Origin of the sequence: Roseovarius sp. W115 (assembly GCF_032842945.2) — a bacterium.
Classification (GTDB): Bacteria; Pseudomonadota; Alphaproteobacteria; order Rhodobacterales; family Rhodobacteraceae; genus Roseovarius; species Roseovarius rhodophyticola.
In genome coordinates this window covers 761816-781450 of record NZ_CP146606.1, presented here as the reverse complement: position 1 = coordinate 781450, position 19635 = coordinate 761816, and the positions used below count along the sequence as shown (strand labels likewise).

17 protein-coding genes and 1 pseudogene are annotated in these 19635 nt (G+C 57.5%); 9 read left to right on the top strand and 9 right to left on the bottom strand.

Features of this window, described 5'->3' with window-relative positions; genetic code table 11:
• Positions 1-75: 75 nt before the first annotated feature.
• Positions 76-732, bottom strand: a complete 657-nt coding sequence (locus RZS32_RS03945) for a GH25 family lysozyme (RefSeq protein ID WP_422395933.1) — start codon at positions 730-732, stop codon at positions 76-78.
• Positions 733-866: 134 nt separating this feature from the next.
• A complete protein-coding gene (locus RZS32_RS03940; protein ID WP_317055729.1) occupies positions 867-1532 on the bottom strand; it encodes a DUF938 domain-containing protein in 666 nt (221 codons plus the stop codon).
• A 170-nt stretch (positions 1533-1702) separates the two neighbouring features.
• Here RZS32_RS03940 and RZS32_RS03935 point away from each other — a divergent pair, with 170 nt between their 5' ends.
• Together RZS32_RS03935 and RZS32_RS03930 are read left to right on the top strand one after the other, a co-directional pair.
• The gene (locus RZS32_RS03935) at positions 1703-2344 is read left to right on the top strand and encodes a Hint domain-containing protein (RefSeq protein ID WP_339106812.1); all 642 of its coding nucleotides are present in this window, start codon (positions 1703-1705) and stop codon (positions 2342-2344) included.
• Positions 2345-2598: 254 nt separating this feature from the next.
• Positions 2599-3333 (top strand): THxN family PEP-CTERM protein, encoded by a 735-nt coding sequence (locus tag RZS32_RS03930; RefSeq protein WP_317055727.1) that lies wholly within the window; start codon positions 2599-2601, stop codon positions 3331-3333.
• An 84-nt stretch (positions 3334-3417) separates the two neighbouring features.
• On the opposite strand, the gene RZS32_RS03925 is transcribed toward RZS32_RS03930, so the two are convergent.
• The 4 genes and pseudogenes from RZS32_RS03925 to RZS32_RS03910 all read right to left on the bottom strand — a co-directional run bounded on the left by RZS32_RS03925 (position 3418) and on the right by RZS32_RS03910 (position 8027).
• Positions 3418-4488, bottom strand: a complete 1071-nt coding sequence (locus tag RZS32_RS03925; RefSeq protein WP_317055726.1) for a BMP family ABC transporter substrate-binding protein — start codon at positions 4486-4488, stop codon at positions 3418-3420.
• A 27-nt stretch (positions 4489-4515) separates the two neighbouring features.
• On the bottom strand, positions 4516-5436 hold the full coding sequence (locus RZS32_RS03920) for an ABC transporter permease (protein ID WP_317055725.1): 921 nt from the start codon (positions 5434-5436) through the stop codon (positions 4516-4518).
• A complete protein-coding gene (locus RZS32_RS03915; RefSeq protein WP_317055724.1) occupies positions 5436-6518 on the bottom strand; it encodes an ABC transporter permease in 1083 nt (360 codons plus the stop codon). The genes RZS32_RS03920 and RZS32_RS03915 overlap by 1 nt, the downstream gene beginning before the upstream one ends.
• A pseudogene (locus tag RZS32_RS03910) lies at positions 6505-8027 on the bottom strand (ABC transporter ATP-binding protein). The gene RZS32_RS03915 and the pseudogene RZS32_RS03910 overlap by 14 nt, the downstream one beginning before the upstream one ends.
• A gap of 168 nt (positions 8028-8195) precedes the next feature.
• Between RZS32_RS03910 and dnaE the strand changes: the two are divergent.
• Positions 8196-11699: a DNA polymerase III subunit alpha gene (dnaE, locus tag RZS32_RS03905; protein WP_317055722.1), complete on the top strand. Its 3504-nt coding sequence runs from the start codon at positions 8196-8198 to the stop codon at positions 11697-11699.
• Between the two features lie 7 nt (positions 11700-11706).
• Here the strand turns inward: dnaE and RZS32_RS03900 are convergent, their stop codons facing one another.
• Positions 11707-11901 carry a SlyX family protein gene (locus tag RZS32_RS03900; protein WP_317055721.1) on the bottom strand — a complete coding sequence of 65 codons (195 nt, stop codon included), beginning with the start codon at positions 11899-11901 and terminating at the stop codon, positions 11707-11709.
• A gap of 141 nt (positions 11902-12042) precedes the next feature.
• Here RZS32_RS03900 and hisS point away from each other — a divergent pair, with 141 nt between their 5' ends.
• The 6 genes from hisS (at position 12043) to RZS32_RS03870 (ending at position 17714) form a co-directional block, all read left to right on the top strand.
• Positions 12043-13530, top strand: coding sequence for a histidine--tRNA ligase (hisS, locus tag RZS32_RS03895; RefSeq protein ID WP_317055720.1), 1488 nt, complete (start codon positions 12043-12045; stop codon positions 13528-13530).
• Entirely contained in the window at positions 13527-14612 is a 1086-nt protein-coding gene (locus tag RZS32_RS03890) for an ATP phosphoribosyltransferase regulatory subunit (protein ID WP_317055719.1), read from the top strand. Before hisS ends, RZS32_RS03890 begins: the two co-directional genes overlap by 4 nt.
• Positions 14609-15304 (top strand): ATP phosphoribosyltransferase, encoded by a 696-nt coding sequence (gene hisG, locus RZS32_RS03885; RefSeq protein ID WP_317055718.1) that lies wholly within the window; start codon positions 14609-14611, stop codon positions 15302-15304. The genes RZS32_RS03890 and hisG overlap by 4 nt, the downstream gene beginning before the upstream one ends.
• Positions 15305-15450: 146 nt before the next feature.
• On the top strand, positions 15451-16623 hold the full coding sequence (locus RZS32_RS03880) for a mandelate racemase/muconate lactonizing enzyme family protein (protein WP_317055717.1): 1173 nt from the start codon (positions 15451-15453) through the stop codon (positions 16621-16623).
• A gap of 105 nt (positions 16624-16728) precedes the next feature.
• Complete coding sequence (locus RZS32_RS03875; RefSeq protein ID WP_317055716.1) at positions 16729-17190, top strand: thiol-disulfide oxidoreductase DCC family protein; 462 nt, start codon at positions 16729-16731, stop codon at positions 17188-17190.
• Entirely contained in the window at positions 17187-17714 is a 528-nt protein-coding gene (locus tag RZS32_RS03870; protein ID WP_317055715.1) for a DUF4166 domain-containing protein, read from the top strand. Before RZS32_RS03875 ends, RZS32_RS03870 begins: the two co-directional genes overlap by 4 nt.
• Here the strand turns inward: RZS32_RS03870 and phnX are convergent.
• A complete protein-coding gene (gene phnX, locus RZS32_RS03865; RefSeq protein ID WP_317055714.1) occupies positions 17711-18493 on the bottom strand; it encodes a phosphonoacetaldehyde hydrolase in 783 nt (260 codons plus the stop codon). The two genes, RZS32_RS03870 and phnX, sit on opposite strands and share 4 nt — an antisense overlap.
• A gap of 65 nt (positions 18494-18558) precedes the next feature.
• Positions 18559-19572, bottom strand: a complete 1014-nt coding sequence (locus RZS32_RS03860; protein ID WP_317055713.1) for a histone deacetylase family protein — start codon at positions 19570-19572, stop codon at positions 18559-18561.
• Between the last annotated feature and the right edge of the window lie 63 nt (positions 19573-19635).

Genomic DNA, 19635 nt, shown 5'->3' with positions numbered 1-19635 from the left:
AAAACAAGGTCGGCGAAACACGTCCGTATTGTAAGGGGAATTCAGGATGCCTTGCCGCATAAGCGTTGGATTGCCTTAGCGCGCACGCGCTTTAAGCCATCGATTCCAAGTGGCGCGATTGCCGCCAAAAACATTGATATCCACATCCCCCACAACACCCGGAACGCGGCCTGTGCCGGTGTATTGCCAGAAACTCCAACGCTGTCCGGGGTAAGTTTTGTCGAGCGTCTTGGCCGTGGATCGCAGCCAGAACTCTTCGTTGAAACGGCCAATGCCCGTGTCGCGATAAAACTCTATCGTGGTGTAGATGATCGGTCGCTGACCGTAGTGGCGTTCGAGCATGTCCATGAACACCCGCGCCTGCCGCCGAACCTCTCGGCCAGACGGGCGTTTGGTGCAGGTGGGCGAAAACGGGTTCCATTCCAGATCGAGCACCGGAGGAAGCGCGCCTCGCTTTTTGGGGACGTTGCGGATGAACCACCGCGCCTGTACTTCTGGCGGCGTACAGAAATAGTAAAAATGATACGCCCCGCGCGGCACACCTGCGCGCCCTGCCTTGCGCCAGTTTTCGTTGAACATGGGGTCTAAAAGGTCGCCACCCTCGGTTGCCTTGATGAAGGCAAAGGATATGCCCGCCGCCTTCACCCGACGCCAGTTTATAGAATTCTGAAAGCGCGCCACATCAAGCCCATGGATGGCGTATCGAGATGGCGCCCGGCCAGACCAGGCCACAGGGTCACTATCGCCGTATTTCAAGCCTTTGGGAGGGGATGTATCAGCGTTCGCTTGGTCTGTGGAGAAAGCGACTAAAGAAATGAAAAATATAGATAAAAAACATATATTTAAAGGCCATGCTCGGCAAGAATTCATCGCTGCTCCTTAGGCCTTTCGGTGACGAAGGCCAGATTGTTGGCCGGCATGTCTTCTATGGTATGAACCTGTAATCCGGCGGACTCTATCCAAGCTACCACATCGGTATCATTCTTGTACCCAATCTCCGGGTCCTGCGCCTGCAAACTTGCGTGAAACCGCCGATCTCCTTCTGACGTCGCAGACCCGTCCCGTAGAAACGGACCATAGAAGATGAACCTGCCTCCAGGCACCAAGGCCCGAGCGGCCTCGGAGATCAGAATGCACGCTTTCGGCGTCGAAATCAGATGCAGCAGGTTTACAAGAAGTATGAGCGCAGTCTGCCTGTGATCCGTGTGCCAACCGTGACGGGTGGCATCAAGGTGAACCGATGGTTCAATGTTGCCCAGGTGAGTCTCCCGCGCCCAAATGTTGATACTTGCCAGCCGGTCTTTGGCCACATCAGTCGGGTGCCAGATAAGCCCAGGCGTAACGCGTGCGAATTGCGCTACATGCTGGCCCGTGCCGCTGGCTATTTCCAACGCATGCCCGTCTTGCGGCGCGTGATTTTGAAGCAAACCCGCGATGGCATCGGCGTTGCGCTCTGCGGCGGGGGCATGCATGCGACCGTCTTCATCGGCATGCGCCACAGAGATGCGCGGAGGGGGCGGGGATTGAGGCATGTTATGCTTTCACGGTTGATTAACAGCTATATGTCTATGCTAAAGCTTGCCGCAGCGTTGAAAAGTGGCGAAAACCCGGCCTTCGGCACAGGAATTCCCTACTTCGACCCCAAATGCGGCGCATTGACCTAGAATTCTCAACAATAGCTGAGGACGAATGGGAGTTTCACATGGGCTATGTCGCTTCGATCACTGCACGGACAAAAACCAACCGTCGGTATCTGACCGGGATTTGTGGCGAGGCCAATGTGCGCACGCCGCTTGGTGGACGTCGCATCGAGATGCTCAATCCGGGCGATATGGTTGTGACGCGCAACAACGGCTTACAGCCTGTGCGCATGATCTGGAGCTGGACCGTGACGGCAGACGAGATGCGCGCGCACCCTGAGCTTGCCCCAATCCGTCTCAAGACTCGCGCGATTGGTCCGATGATGCCTGGGCGCGATCTGCGCATGGCCAGCGGTCACCGCGTTCTCATACCCGGCTACCGCATTGCCGGGTCGGAAGATAACCAAGGATGCCTGATGCGCGTCGATGGCGTGGCGCATAACAGCGACAAGGCCTTTGCCGAGCGCACTGCCGAAGAAGTGACTTACTACAATGTTGTTTTTGATCAGCACGAAGTGATCACCGCCGAAGGGCTTCCAGTGGAATCGTTCCTGCCATCTCCCAAGGCACTCAACCTTCTGGACGTCTCGGCACAACAAACGCTCAAGGATCTCTTCCCAGAGCTTAGCCGCCGCCGCTGTGCCTACCCTGGCTTGTCGGTCCCTGTGGCGCGTGCGAGTGCTTATTTGGCGCAGACGGCGTAAGAGCGCGGTTGCGCACGCATCGGTGCCATTTGGAGGGCGCAAATACGCACTTATGTCAGAAATGACTTCTTTGGTGTCATTTTCCCCCTCTCTTGCGCAAAAGTTCGCTTGCTCTTGGAGCATTCACTATGCTCTACTTCAGACGCTTTTTGTTAACCTGTGTGAACCATAGGTTCATGCGGTGATGGGGAAGTGTGCGATTAGCAAGAAGCGAAAAACCGCCCTCGTACACATGTATGTACGAAAGAAGAACCATGTTTAAATTGAAGATCTTGGGTGCCGCTGCTGCGGTGCTGATCGGAACAGGGGCTGCCTCCGCCGTTACCTTTTCCGTAGATGCCATTTCAGGCAGCTGGCAAAACACAGTTCTTGCAGGTGGCGGGACCGCCTCAGGCGAAGGGACAGGGTCAATCCGTTGGGGGGATCCTGCAACGTCCAATGGGCCAAGCGGATACGACTTTACAGGCGCTGCAACGCCTCTGTCCGCAGATCCCGATGAGCTGTTTATTCTGGGAACGTTTAACCACCTGAACTTCCCGGTATTCCCACCTTCACTGGTTTCGGCTGATCTGACAGTGTCGATCGAAGGTATGGTCGAAAACGTAGGATTTGCATTCGACTCGGTCTTTTCCTTCGACCATTTTGAAACGCCGAACAACGCCTCACCCTGTGCTATACCGGGGACGGTTTCGCCGTGTCCTGATCTGGTCACACTGCTCAATGCGCAGGACACAACTCAGATCGTGACGGTTGGAGACACAGACTTTACGCTTGAAATCGCTGGGTTTGTCACAGACCCGCTGGATCCGTCTTCGTTTCTGAACAGTTTCACAACTTTGGAAAACGAAAACAATCAGGCGTTTCTCGTCGGCCGGTTCAGCCAACCTATCGTTGAGGTCGCACCTGTTCCGCTTCCTGCTGCGGGTTGGATGCTGTTTGCAGGTCTGGGCGCGCTGGGTCTTGCGCGGCGTAAGCGCAAAGCTGTGTAACACAGGTTTATCGCGAAACGCTTTAGCTGGAAAAACGAAAACCCCACGACAGGTGGGGTTTTCTTTTGCAAATAAAGCGAAAACTTACTGTGGAATTTCCGCCGTCAGCCCTTCGACATAGAAATCCATACCCAAAAGTGTACCGTCATCGGCCACTTCGCCTTCGGCGAGCCAAGGCGTGCCGTCTTGCTTGTTCAGGGGGCCGGTGAACGGGTGGTACTGACCGGAGGCGATCAAATCTTTCATCGCCAAAGCCTCGGCTTTGATCTCCGCCGGAACAGCCTCGGAAATGGCGCCAATCTCGACCATGCCGGGCGCAATGCCGTCCCAGGTCTCAGTGCTTTCCCAGCTTCCATCAATCACCGCTTGCGTGCGCGCGACATAGTACGGCGCCCAGTTGTCGATGATCGAACTCACCCGTGGCAACGGCGCGTATTCGGACATGTCAGAGGCTTGACCAAAGGAAATCACACCGGCTTTTTCCGCCGCCGCCTGAGGCGCGGTGGAATCTGTGTGCTGCAGGATCACGTCTGCGCCCTGATCAATCAGAGCCGTGGCCGCGTCCGCCTCTTTTGGCGGATCAAACCATGTGTAAACCCAGATCACCTTGAACTCGACATCCGGGTTCACCGCCTTGGCGTGAATATAAGCTGCGTTGATCCCGCGAATGACCTCGGGGATGGGGAAGGACGCGATGTAGCCGATGACGTTCGACTTGGTCATCTTACCAGCGATGTGCCCCTGAATGGCGCGGCCTTCGTAAAAACGCGCGGAATACACCGAAACATTGTCGGCGGTCTTGAAGCCAGTAGCATGCTCAAATTTCACATCCGGAAATTTTGAGGCCACATTGATGGTGCTGTCCATATACCCAAAAGACGTGGTGAAGATCAGATCCGCGCCTTGCAAAGCCATCTGCGTGATCGCGCGTTCGGCATCCGCGCCTTCCGGCACGCTCTCCTGAAACACGGTCTCGACCTTGTCGCCAAAATGCTCTTCTACGGCGAGACGCCCCTGATCATGTTCATAGGTCCAACCGCCATCACCGATTGGGCCGACATAGATAAAGCCAACCTTAGTCTTGTCTTCGGCGACTGCCGCGCCAGCCATCCCAAGCGCCACAACAGCACTGGCAAGTATACGGGTTAAGGACATGCAGATACTCCCTGTTTGAATTGGCCCCTAGTCCGAGGCGTGAAAGGTGCGGCCCAGTGATCCGGGCGCGCGTGATTTGTCAGCCGACATGATGACCAACACGAGGATGGTGATCAAGTAGGGCGACATGCTGAGATATTCCACTGGAATGGCAACACCTGCGGCTTGCAGATTCAGTTGCAGCACACTGATCCCGCCAAAGAGCCAGGCGCCCAGAAGAACGCGGCCTGCCTTCCAGCTCGCAAAGACCACGAGGGCCAGCGCGATCCAACCCGACCCGGCGGTCATACCTTCGGTCCATTGCGGCACGCGCACGAGGCTGAGGTAGGCACCACCCAAACCCGCACAGGCCCCGCCAAAGAGGATCGCGAGGATGCGGATACGGATGACCTTGTACCCCAAGGCATGAGCCGCACCGTGGTTTTCGCCAACGGCGCGCAGGATCAGGCCTGCACGTGTGCGATTGAGCACGAACCACACGGCGGCCACCAGTGACAGAGCAAGATAGACCATTGGGTCATGGGAAAAGAGGACCGGGCCAAGAATGGGCAGGTCGGAAAGGATTGGGATGTCGATGTCGGATGTTGGGGGCGGCTTGAGGCCCTGATACCCCTGTCCCAGAAGGGCGCTTAGACCTAATCCAAAGAGCGTCAGCGCCAGGCCCGAGGCCACCTGATTGGCCAGTGCAAATTGCGTGAGGATAGCAAAGAGAAATGCCAATGCCGCACCGCCGAGTGCTGCGGCAATGAAGCCCACAAAGGGTGAGCCGGTATTCACCGCAATGGCAAAGCCGCAGATGGCGCCGGTGATCATCATCCCCTCGACCCCAAGGTTCAAGACGCCTGCGCGCTCAACCACCAACTCGCCCAGAGCCGCGAGAAGGATTGGGGTCGATGCGACAATGAGCGAGGCCAGAAGAAGCGTGGGGTTGATTGAGGAAAGGTCCATCACACCACCTCCGCCGTTTTCCAGCGCAGCCGGAAATTCGTCAGCACATCCACCGCCAAAAGGAAAAAGAGCAGCATCCCCTGAAACATCTGGATCGCAGCAGCGGGTAGGCCAAGATTCGACTCGGCGTTTTCTCCACCGATAAATGTCAGGGCCAGCAATAGCCCCGCCAGTAGAATCCCGACAGGGTGCAAGCGGCCCAGAAAGGCCACGATGATCGCCGTAAAGCCGTAGCCCACGTTGAAGTCGATGTTGATTTGGCCCGCGGGCCCTGAGACTTCAAACATGCCTGCGAGACCCGCGAGCGCCCCCGACAATCCAAGGCAGACCAGCGTCAGGCGTGCAGGGTTTACACCTGCAAATCGCGCGGCCTTGGGCGCTTGGCCCGCCAGCCTAATCTGATATCCAAGCAGGTGCCGGGTGAAGAGAATATAGGCAAAGATGACAGCGATGAGGGCGGCAACCACGCCCCAATGTATACCCGTGCCTGCGATGATCTCGGCGTTATGGGCTGATGGATATTGCTGCAGGTTGCGCGAGCCGGGAAAGCCGCGACCGTCGGGGTTGCGCAAAAGCCCAAGCGCCATTTTAGCCAAGAGCTGTTCGGCCACGTAAACGAGCATCAGCGAGACAAGGATTTCATTGGTGCCAAACCGGGTTTTCAAAAGCCCCGGAATCATGCCCCAGGCCCAGCCGCCCAAAGCCCCGGCAATGATCATCAGGGGAAAAACATATGCCGCTTCTAGCGGATAGAAGGCAAGGCCCACGCCCGCACCTGCCAATGCGCCCATGATATATTGCCCCTCGGCCCCGATGTTCCAGATGCCGGCCTTGAATCCAAGGCTGAGGCCTATGGCGATGAGGATAAGGGGCGCGGCTTTGACCAGCAACTGAGGACGGTAGTAAAAGGCGAACTCACCAAAGAGCGGATCCCAAAAGATGGTGCGAATGGCCTCGACAGGGTTCTTGCCCAAAGCGGCAAATAGCGCGCCGCCGACAATCATTGTGATGGCCACGGCAAGCATCGGGGTCAGAAACGTCCAGAGGCGCGACGGTTGAGGGCGCTTTTCAAGCTGGATCATGCGCCACCTCCATCCCATGCGCGCCGCCCATCATCAAGCCGATCTCTTCGACCGTAAGCGCGCTGGCCGGTTTGATATCGGACAGTCGTCCTTCGTTGAGGGCCGCGAACCGATCAGAGATTTCCAAAAGCTCGTCCAGATCCTGGCTGATGCAAAGCACAGCCGCTCCATTGGTGGCCAGATCAAGCAGGGCTTGGCGGATCGCGGCCGCAGCCGCAGCATCAACGCCCCACGTGGGCTGGTTCACGACAAAGACCGATGGGCGCTGCATGATCTCGCGCCCTATGACAAACTTCTGCAGGTTCCCCCTGAAAGCGCGCGTGCCGTCACGTTTGCGCTCGGGGTGCGCACATCAAATTTGACAATGATGGATTCCGCAAAGTTTCGAGCCGCCGACCATTTGAGAACCCCATGCCAATGCAGGTTTTGACGCGTCAGACCCGTCAGAAGCGCGTTTTCCGTCAGGCTCATATCGGGGGCGGCAGCATGGCCCAGGCGTTCTTCAGGAGCCGCTAGAAGACCCATTGCGCGCCGCGCAGTCGGGTCGGTTTTACCAATGGGTTGGCCCTGTAAGAGGATGGCGTCACGGGCGCTGCGCACCTCACCAGACAGAGCGGCAAGTAGCTCATCCTGACCATTCCCGGCAACGCCACCAATGCCAAGGATTTCGCCAGCCCGAAGGGAAAGGTTTATATCTTTCAATGAGATGCCAAAGGTTGACGTTGCTGGAATCGAGAGGTTCTGCAATTCCAGTATTACGTCGCCCGCTTTGTGATCTGCACGCGCTGGGGTGGCAAAGCTGTTGCCGACCATCATTTCGGCCATGTCTCGCGCCGATGTCTCAGACGGTACACACGTGCCGACCTTGCGTCCGTGCCGAAGGATCGTGGCCTGATCACACAGGCGCCGAATTTCCTCAAGTTTGTGGGAAATATAGAGGATCGCGACGCCTTCAGACATTAGCTTGCGCAAAGTCTCAAACAGGATCTCGACCTCTTGCGGCGTTAAAACCGATGTCGGTTCATCCATGATCAACAGCCGAGGGTCCTGCAGCAGGCAGCGAATGATTTCGACGCGCTGTCGTTCCCCTGCAGAAAGGTCGCCAACCATGCGGCTTGGATCCAGCGGCAGACCGTAACTGTTCGAGACATCGCGGATGCGCTCGGATAGCTGCCACATTGGCGGCGGGGTCTCCATGCCAAGGGCCACGTTTTCAGCAACGCTAAGAGCTTCAAAGAGCGAGAAATGCTGAAACACCATGGCGACACCAGAGACGCGGGCTTCTCTGGGTTCTTTTGGCGAAAACGTTTCTCCATGCATCTGCATGGACCCGCGATCAGGCGCCACCAACCCGTAAATCATCTTCACAAGGGTAGATTTGCCAGCACCGTTTTCTCCCAGGAGTGCGTGAACCTCTCCGGCCTGGATGTCAAAGCTGACATCGTCATTGGCCACAACCCCAGGATAGGCTTTGGTTAGGCCGGAAAGTCTCAGCAATGGCTCTGTCACGCGCCGCTTGTCCCCCCGGATGTCCGGCAACCCCGCATCTGCTTAGCCCAAGGCGGGCAGGCGCTGCAATGGGCCGGGTCCAGGATGGGGCAGTTGTCCACAGAAAATGCCTCTGATTTGAGCACTGGGCTCTGGCGAAGGGCGGGGTGGTCGCCTAGGATCGCCACCATGAGCAGCACCCCTCGATTCATCCATCTTCGCCTTCATACCGAATATTCGCTTCTTGAAGGGGCCGTGCGCCTCAAAAAGCTAGCGGATCTCTGCGTCACCCACGACATGCCGGCGGTTGCTGTGACCGACACCAACAATATGTTCGCGGCACTGGAGTTCTCAGTGACTGCCAGCGGGGCCGGTGTGCAGCCGATCATGGGGTGTCAGTTCGATCTGCAATATCTCGTGCCTGAACCCGGTAAGCGCGCAGTGCCACCCGCCCCCGTCGTTCTGTTGGCGCAGAATGAGCAGGGGTATGAGAACCTCATGAAGCTCAATTCGGCGCTTTACCTGCGCGCGGATGGGCAGTTGCCACACCTGACAATCGAAGACCTTGAGGCGTATGCTGAGGCGGTCATCTGTCTCAGCGGTGGTCCGGATGGCGCGTTGGGCAAGCTCTTGCAGCTTGGCCAGCACACAGCGGCCGAGGCTTTGATGACACGGCTTAAAGCCGCCTTTGGAGACCGGTTTTACGTCGAGTTGCAACGCCATCGCGGTGAGGCTGGCATACCCGAGGCCGAGCAGCTGACAGAGCGTGGCTTTGTGGAAATGGCCTACGCGATGGAGCTGCCCTTGGTGGCCACCAATGACGTCTATTTCCCCAAGGCGGAGATGTATGAGGCGCATGACGCGATGATCTGCGTGGCTGAAGGGGCCTATGTAGATCAGTCCGAGCCGCGCCGAAGGCTGACGGCCGAGCACTACTTCAAAAGTCCGGCAGAGATGGCGACGCTCTTCGCTGATTTGCCTGAGGCCATTGAAAATACGGTGGAAATTGCGCAACGCTGCGCATTCGGAGCTTACAAACGCGACCCAATCCTCCCAAAATTTGCAGATGATGAGATCGAAGAACTGCGCCGACAGGCAGAAGCGGGTCTCAAAGAGCGACTGGCCGTTATTCCCCATGCGACGTCTGTTGAAGAGTACGAAAAACGCCTCGACTTTGAGCTTGGCATTATCGAAGGCATGGGGTTTCCTGGCTACTTCCTGATCGTTGCCGATTTCATCAAATGGGCCAAGGAAAAGGACATCCCAGTGGGGCCGGGCCGTGGCTCAGGTGCGGGAAGCCTTGTGGCCTATGCACTGACCATCACGGACCTTGATCCGCTGGCTTACTCGCTTCTTTTTGAGCGGTTCCTGAACCCAGAGAGGGTCAGTATGCCGGATTTCGATATCGACTTCTGCATGGATCGTCGCGAAGAGGTCATTCAATACGTTCAGCAAAAATATGGCCGCGACAAGGTGGGGCAGATCATTACGTTCGGCGCGCTTTTGTCCAAGGCGGCGGTGCGCGACCTTGGCCGGGTGTTGCAGATGCCCTACGGACAGGTGGACCGGCTTAGCAAAATGATCCCGGTCGAAGGTGTGAAGCCGGTGAGCATCGAGAAAGCCCTGGCACAGGAAGAACGACTGCGCGACGAGGCTAAGCGCGAAGAGGTTGTCGACCGTCTGCTGAAATACGGCATGCAGGTAGAGGGTTTGCTCAGAAACGCCTCGACCCACGCCGCCGGTGTTGTGATTGGCGACCGGCCATTGGATGCTTTGGTGCCGCTCTACCAGGACCCACGTTCTGACATGCCGGCCACGCAGTTCAACATGAAGTGGGTGGAACAGGCCGGGCTGGTCAAGTTCGACTTTCTCGGCCTGAAAACCCTGACCGTTATTCAGAACGCAATGGCGCAGATCCACGCTTCAGGCCGGGATTTGCATGTCGCCGCTGATGGCACGCAGCTTTATGAACCTGCCGAAGGCGCGGTCAATCAGATCAACGCCATTCCGCTGGATGATACCAAAACCTATGAGCTTTATGCCGCCGCCAAAACCGTCGCCGTGTTCCAGGTGGAAAGCTCCGGCATGATGGATGCGCTTAAGCGAATGAAGCCCGACTGCATCGAGGACATCATCGCCCTTGTGGCGCTCTACCGCCCTGGCCCGATGGAGAACATTCCGAAGTTTTGCGAGGTGAAAAACCAGCTTTCAGAGCGCGAAACGCTGCACCCTTCGATTGATCACATTCTGGATGAGACCCAAGGTATCATCGTCTACCAAGAACAGGTGATGCAGATCGCGCAGGAAATGGCAGGCTACAGCCTTGGCGGTGCGGATCTTCTGCGCCGCGCGATGGGCAAAAAGATTCAAGAGGCGATGGATGCCGAGCGGCCGAAATTCATTGCTGGCGCCAAGGAAAACGGTGTCGATGACGCCAAGGCGCTGGAGGTATGGAACCTTCTGGATAAGTTCGCCAATTACGGCTTCAACAAATCGCATGCCGCCGCTTATGCCGTCGTCAGCTACCAGACGGCCTGGCTGAAGGCGAACCATCCGGTGGAGTTTATGGCCGGGGTGATGAATTGCGATATTCATCTCACCGACAAGCTGGCTGTCTATTTTGAAGAAGTGCGCAAACAACTTGATCTGCCTTGGGCGCCGCCTTGCGTGAACCGCTCAGAAGCGACGTTTTCCGTAAAGGAGGGTGTGCTGCACTATGGGCTCGGCGCGCTCAAGAACGTGGGTGCCGAGGCGATGCGCCTGATCACTGAAGCGCGGGGTGACAAACCCTTTGTGACGCTCTTTGATTTTGCGCGGCGGGTTGATTTGAAATCCATTGGCAAGCGGCCGCTGGAAATGCTGGCCCGCGCGGGCGGTTTTGATGAACTGGATCGCAACCGCCGCCGTGTGTTTGACAGCCTTGAGGCGTTGATGCGGTATTCTGCAGCCATTTTTGAACAACGCGCCTCCAATCAGGTTTCACTCTTTGGCGAGGCGGGCGATGACCTTCCCGAACCGCGTCTCAGTCCGGTAGAAGACTGGCTTCCGGCGGAGCGATTGACCGAAGAATTTACCGCTGTGGGCTTTTACCTCTCCGGTCATCCGCTGGATGACTACATGGCCGCTCTGCGTCGCAAGGATGTCAAAACGCTGGATGAGGTCACGGAATTGGCTGCCCAAAAGGGTGCGCTTGTGGCTAAAATGGCCGGGGTCGTTGCAGGGCGTCAGGAACGCAAATCCGCCCGTGGCAACAGATTTGCCTTTGTTCAGCTCAGCGATGTGACGGGCGGTTATGAGGTCACTATGTTTTCTGACACATTAGAAGCGTCGCGCGATGATCTGGAAACCGGTGCGCAGATTGTCCTCGGCGTTGAGGCCACCATGGAGGCCGATCAACTCAAACTTCTGGCCCGAAGTGTACAACCCGCCGATACCGTTGTGGCCGATGCAGGTGCCTCGGGTCTGCGGATATTTGTGGAAAGCGAGGCTGCGATCCCATCGGTCGCAAGTGTCCTAACCTCTGCCGAAGATCTCAAACAGAGGACAGGAAGAGGGCCCATCTATTTTTGCCTGATGCATCAGGAGCTTCCAGGAGAAGTCGAGATTGCCGCCGGGCGCGAATTCCCTGTAACACCCAAGATCAAAGGCGCAATCAAAAGTCTTTCAGGTGTTGTGACAGTCGAGGATATCTAACGGCTCATCACCAGTGCGGTGGGGGTTTGTCTCCTGCAAGAACCTGGCCTGTGTTCATGGCTTCGCGTTCCGCCTCGGCTTCCATCAAAAGCTGAACGCGGCGATTGAGCATCGAGATTGTGGCTTCCTGACGGGCGATCACGTCTGACAACTCATCAACGGTGCGCTGCAAATGCGCAATATTCTCTTCCAGCCGTTCCATATTGCAATTATCGGCAAAGAGTTAATGCGGTCAATGTGGCGCAGCAATTCGTGATGCTTGGGCGTGAATACGCCATCGCTTGCCCATTGACGGCCCTTCGGCTAGACCGCCCGCAGATGCCCAAAGCCAAGGACGTTGGACATGGCCAAGATGAAAAAAGCCCCAAGACCCAAGGCGGAAACGCCCAAAGGGTTCCGTGACTACTTCGGTGTCGAAGTCACGGAACGTGCTGATATGCTGCATAAAATTGCCGGGGTCTATCATCAGTATGGCTTCGACGCGCTTGAGACGAGCGCGGTTGAGACGGTCGAGGCACTGGGGAAGTTTCTGCCTGATGTGGATCGCCCGAATGAGGGTGTGTTTGCCTGGCAAGAGGCGGATGAAGACGGCGCGGGCGACTGGATGGCGCTGCGCTATGATCTCACGGCCCCCTTGGCGCGGGTCTATGCGCAGCACCGCAATGATCTACCCACACCGTATCGGCGGTATGCGATGGGACCAGTCTGGCGCAATGAAAAGCCCGGGCCGGGGAGATTTCGTCAATTTTATCAATGTGATGCAGACACTGTGGGCACGGCAAGCATGGCCGCTGATGCTGAGATCTGTGCGATGCTGGCGGATACGCTGGAGGCGGTGGGCATCCCGCGCGGCGATTATGTCGTGCGGGTGAACAACCGCAAGGTTCTGAATGGCGTGCTCGAAGTCATGGGCCTTGAAGAGGGCGAAACACGCGATGCGGTGCTGCGTACCATCGACAAGTTTGACAAGGTGGGCGAGGCCGGCGTGCGGGAGCTTTTGGGCAAAGGCCGTTTGGATGCATCCGGGGCGTTCATTGATGGGGTGGCTTTAAGCGACGATCAGGCTGGCCCCGTTTTGGGTTTCCTGACCTCAAAATCAAACGAGGCGTCAGAGACTACTTCGAACTTGCGCCAAGCGGTAGGCTCCAGTCAAATGGGCCTTGAAGGTGTGCAAGAACTTGAAACTATTGTCAATCTTCTTGTCGCTCAAGGCTACGGACCAGACCGCATCGTCATCGACCCTTCCGTTGTCCGTGGTCTCGGCTACTATACAGGCCCGGTCTACGAGGCCGAACTTACCTTCGAAATTCACGATGAAAAGGGCCGCAAACGGCAATTTGGTTCGGTCGCAGGCGGCGGGCGCTATGATGATCTGGTCAAACGCTTCACCGGTCAGGCCGTGCCAGCCACGGGTGTCTCCATCGGTGTGGACCGGCTCTTGGCGGCTTTGCGCGAAAAGGGCCGGATTGGCGGTATGGTCGAGGGTCCTGTGGTTGTGACGGTCATGGATCGCGACCGGATGGCAGATTACCAGGCGATGGTCGCCGAGCTGCGCCAGGCAGGCATCCGCGCTGAGGTTTACCTCGGGAATCCCAAGAACTTCGGCAACCAGCTTAAATATGCAGATCGGCGCGGCAGCCCGGTTGCAGTGATTGAAGGCGGTGACGAAAAGGAAAAAGGCATCATCCAGATCAAGGACCTGATCTTGGGCGCAAAAATTGCCGAAAGCGCGACGCTCGAAGAATGGAAAGAACGCCCCAGCCAGTTTGAAGTGCCGCGTGACCAACTGGTTAACAAGGTAAAAGACATCCTCGACGGGCAGGGGAAATGACCAACCTTGCCGCGATCAAAGCCGAGTCAACGCGCCTGCGCGGTGTTTTTGAGGCGGCGGGGGCCACGCCGGTTGATCCGCCAATCTTGCAGCCTGCGGTTACCCTGCTTGATCTTTACGGCGAAGATATCCGTGCACGCGCCTATGTGACGTCTGACGCGTTACGCGGCGAGCAGATGCTGCGCCCGGATTTTACGGTGCCAGTTGTGCAAATGCATATGGAACACGGTGCCGAACCCGCGTGCTACACCTATTCCGGCGAGGTGTTTCGTCGGCAAGAGGACGATCCCGACCGGGCCAGTGAGTATCATCAGGTTGGGTTTGAGCTTTTTGATCGCGAGGCCCCTGAGGCCGCCGATGCCCGTGTGTTTTCAGAGATTTACAACATTCTGAAGCCACTGAATCTGCGGGCGTCGACAGGTGATATCGGCATTCTCACCGCAGCGGTATCCGGCTTGCAAACCACAGAACGTCGCAAGGCGGCCTTGATGCGTCACATCTGGCGGCCCCGTCGGTTTCGCGCACTTGTCGACCGGTTCTCCGGCCGCACATCCGTGCCGGAAAGCCGCGCCAGCCTCTTGGCTATGGACAACCCGATGGAGCAAGCCGCCCCTCTGATCGGTCTGCGCAGCCATACCGAGATCGAAGCGCGCATTGCCGCCCTGCGTGAAGATGCAGCAGCCCCAAATTTGTCTGAAAATGATGTCGCCCTCTTGGATGCCATTCTGTCTGTGCGCGAAACATCTGTTAACGCGCTCGAACACCTCCGCGAGATCGCGGTTGACCTGCCCTCTATCAGCCCCGCTGTTGCGCGGCTTGCCAAACGGCTTGACGCGCTCAACGCTGCTGGCATCGACGTGACAGTGCTTGATTTCGAAGCCAGTTATGGCCGCACACAGATGGAATACTATGACGGGTTTGTCTTTGGCTTCTATGCGCCGGACCGTCCGGAGCTGCCGCCAGTCGCTAGTGGTGGGCGCTACGACGCGCTGACCCGCCAATTGGGGCAGGGGCGTGAAATTCCAGCAGTCGGCGGTGTCATACGGCCCGGTCTGGTGGTTGAACTCGGAGGCGCGGCATGAGCATCAAGATCGGTGTGCCCTCCAAAGGGCGATTGATGGAAAAGACCTTTGACTGGTTTGCCAAGCGCGGCATCACGTTGGGCCGTGCCGGGTCAGATCGTGAGTATTCGGGTTTTGTAGACGGTATCGACGGTGTTGAACTGGTCTTGTTGTCCGCTGGAGAAATCCCCCGGGAATTGCGCGCCGGGCGCATTCATCTGGGCGTGACCGGCACCGATCTTGTGCGCGAAAAACTGGGGCAATGGGATCAGGTGGTTGAGGAGTTGGAGCCCTTGGGCTTTGGTCAGGCTGACCTCGTGCTGGCCGTCCCGCAGGCCTGGGTCGATGTGAATACGCTGGATGATCTGGACGCAGCGGCGGCGGCCTTTCGGTCTGTGCACGGGTTTCGGCTTCGCATTGCCACCAAGTACCATCGCTTGTGCCGTGAGTTTCTGCGCGAGAATGGCGTGGCCGATTATCAGCTCGTCGATAGCCAGGGCGCCACGGAAGGTACGGTCAAGAACGAAACCGCCGAGGCGATCGCCGACATTACATCTACAGGTGACACATTGCGCGCCAATCATTTGAAAACACTGGAAGACGGCTTGATCTTGCGCAGTGAGGCCACGCTCTATCGCGCGCGCCGTGCAGATATCTGTGATCCGGATCGCAAAACACTTGGTGAGCTGATCGAGCGCTTGGGTGTTGCTTGAGGGGATAACCGCTGCTCAGGTTTGATATGTGCAAAATGCCAATCACGATGGTGCAAGTGTAGAAACCAAGGGCCAAACGGACTTTGTTTCTTCCCAGAACTGCGTCAACGCTCTAACCTTTTTGAACATCAAAGGGATAGAACGCGATGATCATTCGCTCCATCAAGGCCACGCCGGTTAATGTTCCGTTTGTCGCCCCTTATCGGTTCAGCTACGGCGCCATCGCCTCTTTGACCAAAACTGTGATTGAGTTGCAGACCGAAGATGGTGTTGTGGGTCTTGGCGAATGCGCTGACGGGGATCGGGCCGCCGATATTGACGCGATGGGTGCGCGTCTTGTCGGACGTGATATTCGGCTTGTGACCGAGGCCGAACGTCTTTGTGTGCCCGGCATGGCCTATTCGCCCTGGGACAATGTGCAGGCCAAGCGGCGTGTGTTCGGTGGCATCGAAATGGCCATGTGGGATGCGCGTGGCAAAACCGAAGGCCTTCCCCTGTGGCATCTTCTTGGCGGTAAGGTCCGCGATGAGATTGCGCTGACCGAATATTTCGCCTTTCGCGATCCCGGCCCGGCGCATCCCGGTGAGGCCACACCGGTTGAGATTGCAAAATTTTGTGCCGAGATGATCGACAAACACGACGCGCAGATTTTTGAAGGCAAGCTGGCGACATTCGATCTTGCAACCGAAGTGGACATGGTCCGCGAGGTGCGCGCGGCGATTGGCGACCGCGAATTGCGGCTTGATGCCAATGGCGGCTGGGTGCTGACCACAGCAAAGCGCGCGATCAAGGCGCTTGGGCCGTATGACGTGGCGTGGTACGAAGAGCCCGTTGAAAGCTATGAAGAAATGGCCGCTTTGAGGTCCGTTACAGACGCGGGGTTGTCAAGCCACCGGATTGATCTGCGTCGCGCGGTGGAGCTTGGCGCGCCAGACGCAATCGTGACCAATATCAATGAATTGGGCGGCATGTCCGGGGCTGTTGATTTTATCCGATCCTGCGCGCGGTTCGATATAGGGTTTCGATTTCACAGTGGCGAAACAGGTGTTGCAAGCGCCGCTTACCTGCATCTCAGTGCCGCACTGGAGCCTGTGCGAGAGGCCAGCCAGACCTTGCTGCGCTGGTACGCGGATGACGTGATCGAAGGCGGCCCAATGCAGCCGCGTTCCGGCACATTGCCAGTGCCCACCGGGCCGGGTTTGGGCGTTGCGATTGATCCCAAAGCGCTGGCGCGCTGCCATCAGCGGTATTGCGACGAGGGCGCGTTTCCTGCGGGGCAAACCGGCGGCGGATATGGGGGAAATTTTCGCAAGAGATAGACCAAGGCAATTGGGTATTTTTGACAAGAAAGAAGCCCATGTGACGATCTGCATCTTGGCGTAGGAACCTGAAAGACTTAAGTTTTCGCCGAAAGGATCGATGTCATGCGACCCCAGCCACACCCCGCCTATTCTTATCGCGATGATCCTGAGGTTCCGGCATTTGACGAGACGCGCATACATGTCGTGATGGATGCAGAATGCGCGTTGTGTTCACGCGCCGCCCGGCGGATCGCGCGGCTTGATCGGGAGGATGCCGTTCGCATTGCCCCTGCGCAAGGGGCCCTGGGTCAGGCGCTGTTGCGGCACTATGGTATGCGTCCGGACGATCCGGAAACCTGGCTCTTGGTAGAAGAGGGGCGCGCCTATGGTTCGCTGGATGCCATGTTGCGCTTGTTCCCCAGGCTCAGCGTGATTTACGCGCCCTTGCGCGTCTTGTCGGCCCTGCCTTTCGGTCTGCAGGATTGGATCTACGCCCGCATCGCGCGCAACCGGTATCGCATCTTTGGTCGTGCGGATTTATGCGCTTTGCCGGATGCAGCGGTGCAATCAAGGCTGGTGCGGTGACAAGCGTCTATGCGCAGATTTTGGGCGCTGAAGGGCTTGCGGCGTTGGCACCGGAATGCCGGGTTTTGCATGAAAGCATGGGCCGGTTCCAGGGTGAGATTACGGTTGAGATGACGCGTAACCCGTTCTTGCGATTGGCCTTGAGATGCGCGGGTTTTCCAAAGGCGTTCGAACAGGCGTCTCTGAGTTTTAACAAGGAAAAACGAGGGCAAAGAGAGGTTTGGACCCGCCAAATTGGAGATCAGGTGATGCGCACTGTTCAATGGGTGGAAGACGGGGACAGATTGGCGGAACGCCTGGGCGCGATGACAGCAATCAGCCGCCTATCGCCTGCCTCGGGCGGCCTTGACCTGACGGAATGGCAGTTTCGTTTTGTAGGTCTTCCTGTGCCGCGTTGGGCTGCGCCGAATGTCACGGCCAGTGAACGACCAGATCAGGGGCGGTATCGCTTCGAGATCGCCATTTGCCTGCCTTGGAGTAACAAACCTATCGTGCGCTATCATGGCTGGTTGGCGGTGGGCTAGCTCGCGTCCAACCGACGCACAAGCTCAGGCAGATCCGCCACCGTGTCGATGACATGATCCGCCCCCGCGCCCACAAGGATATTTGTCGCATGATCGCGCAGCGCAGCGATGTCATTTTTGGACAAAGCCGCCAGTTCCTGAGGCGTTTTGCCAACCGCATTCCCAGAAAGCGTCACGCCAACGGTGATGCACCCTGCCGCAACGCCTTCGGCAATGCCCGGCGCGGTGTCATCCACCTTGAGGATCGAGCTGGGCGGATAGGCCACCAGATCAATCATGCACTGATACATCCCCAACGGCCCAGGTCGTCCTTCGGGCAGGTCATCAGAACACACCAGATTGTCCGGGACATACCCTTGTGCTGCGGCCACAGGTAGAACATGTCCCATGATCGAGCGGGTATATCCGGTGGTTGATCCAATCTTGAGCCCCATTTCGCGCAATGCCGCAATGGCTTCGGCACAGCCGGGCACCAGATCGGCATACTCCGCCGCAACCTTTTCATTCATCGGCACGAAAACCTTGTAGACCTCATCGACATCGGCATCTGTCGGGGCACGCCCATGGGTGTCCTGCCATTGCCGCGCGATGGAGGGCATGTCCATCATCACACGGATGTGGTCCCATTTGGCCGCGCCCATAGGCGCGCGGGCCTCCTCGATTGTGGCGGTAATGCCGAACTCTGCAAAGGCTTTGACAAACACGCCCATCGGGGCGAACGACCCAAAATCAACGGTTGTACCGGCCCAGTCAAAGACGACAGCAGTAAAACGGGACATGAGCAACGGTTCCTTTCTTTCAGCCCGAACGCACTGGCCTGCAAGGTGAAGAGAAGTTTGACAGGCTACAGCCCTTCAAAGAAAGCCGTCAGGTTGTGGCCAAGGGCGTCCGAGACATATCCGCCTTCCTGTACGAGAACCAGTGGCAGCCCCGTGGTAGATATTGCGGCGGCAACCAGTGTAAAGCCGTCCGTGCTCAGTGCCAGACCCTGAAAAGGATCGTCTTCATGCGCATCCAGCCCCAACGCCACGACAATCGCGGTTGCACCGAAGTCAGCAATTCGGGTCAGCGCCCTGTCCAGAGCGCCGAGAAACACAACGTTGTCGCTACCGCGCGCCAAAGGCAGGTTGAGATTGGCCCCCACTCCATCCTTCTCGCCCAATTCATCGGCATGGCCCCAGAAGAACGGATAGAACCCATCCGGATCGGCATGGATCGAAACGGTCAGCACGTCGCCACGTGCATAGAATATGCCTTGGGTGCCATTGCCGTGATGCACATCCACATCCAATATTGCAGGGCGCATCCCATGATCCAGCAACCGCTGCGCCGCGATGGCGGAGTTGTTCAGAAAGCAAAAGCCGCCTGCCTGATCGGCATAGGCATGATGCCCTGGCGGACGGCAGAGCGCATAGGCATGTCTTTCGCCTGCGAGAACCGCATCCGTCGCGGCAATGGCCGATTGTGCCGAGGCATAGGCTGACATGTAGGTGTGTGGCCCGATGGGACAGGCCGTATCAGCCTGATGGTAGCCTGCCTGACCCACTGCTGAGCTGGGATAGCCATCGCTGCGCGCGCGGGGGTGCACATTTGGAATGACCTCCGGCGCGGCGCCTGGCAGGGCTTTCCATCTTTCGTGAATCGTCTGCAAAAAGGTCAAATACCGCGCGTCATGCACCGCCGCGATGGGCGCAAAACCTGCGTCAGGTGGCGTATGAATACTGGCCCCCGCATCTTCTGCCCCTTTTCGCAAAAGCTCAATGCGCTCAGGGCTTTCCGGGGATGGTTTGATTACTCCCTGGTGAAGGAAGTTCTGCGGATGATGCGCCTCTTGTGCGGAATCGAGAAAAACTTTCATGCCTGACACTCAAATCAGATCACGTTTTTTCTGTAAACCTAGCCTTACAAATTCAAATGCAGC

What these genes read in the sequence shown, in the direction of transcription:
- RZS32_RS03935 (WP_339106812.1), top strand. Translation starts at nt 1,703, where the DNA reads ATGGGCTATGTCGCTTCGATCACTGCACGGACAAAAACCAACCGTCGG.
- RZS32_RS03930 (WP_317055727.1), top strand. Translation starts at nt 2,599, where the DNA reads ATGTTTAAATTGAAGATCTTGGGTGCCGCTGCTGCGGTGCTGATCGGA.
- RZS32_RS03880 (WP_317055717.1), top strand. Translation starts at nt 15,451, where the DNA reads ATGATCATTCGCTCCATCAAGGCCACGCCGGTTAATGTTCCGTTTGTC.
- RZS32_RS03915 (WP_317055724.1), bottom strand. Translation starts at nt 6,518, where the DNA reads ATGATCCAGCTTGAAAAGCGCCCTCAACCGTCGCGCCTCTGGACGTTT.
- RZS32_RS03900 (WP_317055721.1), bottom strand. Translation starts at nt 11,901, where the DNA reads ATGGAACGGCTGGAAGAGAATATTGCGCATTTGCAGCGCACCGTTGAT.
- RZS32_RS03925 (WP_317055726.1), bottom strand. Translation starts at nt 4,488, where the DNA reads ATGTCCTTAACCCGTATACTTGCCAGTGCTGTTGTGGCGCTTGGGATG.
- RZS32_RS03920 (WP_317055725.1), bottom strand. Translation starts at nt 5,436, where the DNA reads ATGGACCTTTCCTCAATCAACCCCACGCTTCTTCTGGCCTCGCTCATT.
- dnaE (WP_317055722.1), top strand. Translation starts at nt 8,196, where the DNA reads ATGAGCAGCACCCCTCGATTCATCCATCTTCGCCTTCATACCGAATAT.
- RZS32_RS03875 (WP_317055716.1), top strand. Translation starts at nt 16,729, where the DNA reads ATGCGACCCCAGCCACACCCCGCCTATTCTTATCGCGATGATCCTGAG.
- RZS32_RS03860 (WP_317055713.1), bottom strand. Translation starts at nt 19,572, where the DNA reads ATGAAAGTTTTTCTCGATTCCGCACAAGAGGCGCATCATCCGCAGAAC.
- hisS (WP_317055720.1), top strand. Translation starts at nt 12,043, where the DNA reads ATGGCCAAGATGAAAAAAGCCCCAAGACCCAAGGCGGAAACGCCCAAA.
- RZS32_RS03890 (WP_317055719.1), top strand. Translation starts at nt 13,527, where the DNA reads ATGACCAACCTTGCCGCGATCAAAGCCGAGTCAACGCGCCTGCGCGGT.
- RZS32_RS03940 (WP_317055729.1), bottom strand. Translation starts at nt 1,532, where the DNA reads ATGCCTCAATCCCCGCCCCCTCCGCGCATCTCTGTGGCGCATGCCGAT.
- hisG (WP_317055718.1), top strand. Translation starts at nt 14,609, where the DNA reads ATGAGCATCAAGATCGGTGTGCCCTCCAAAGGGCGATTGATGGAAAAG.
- phnX (WP_317055714.1), bottom strand. Translation starts at nt 18,493, where the DNA reads ATGTCCCGTTTTACTGCTGTCGTCTTTGACTGGGCCGGTACAACCGTT.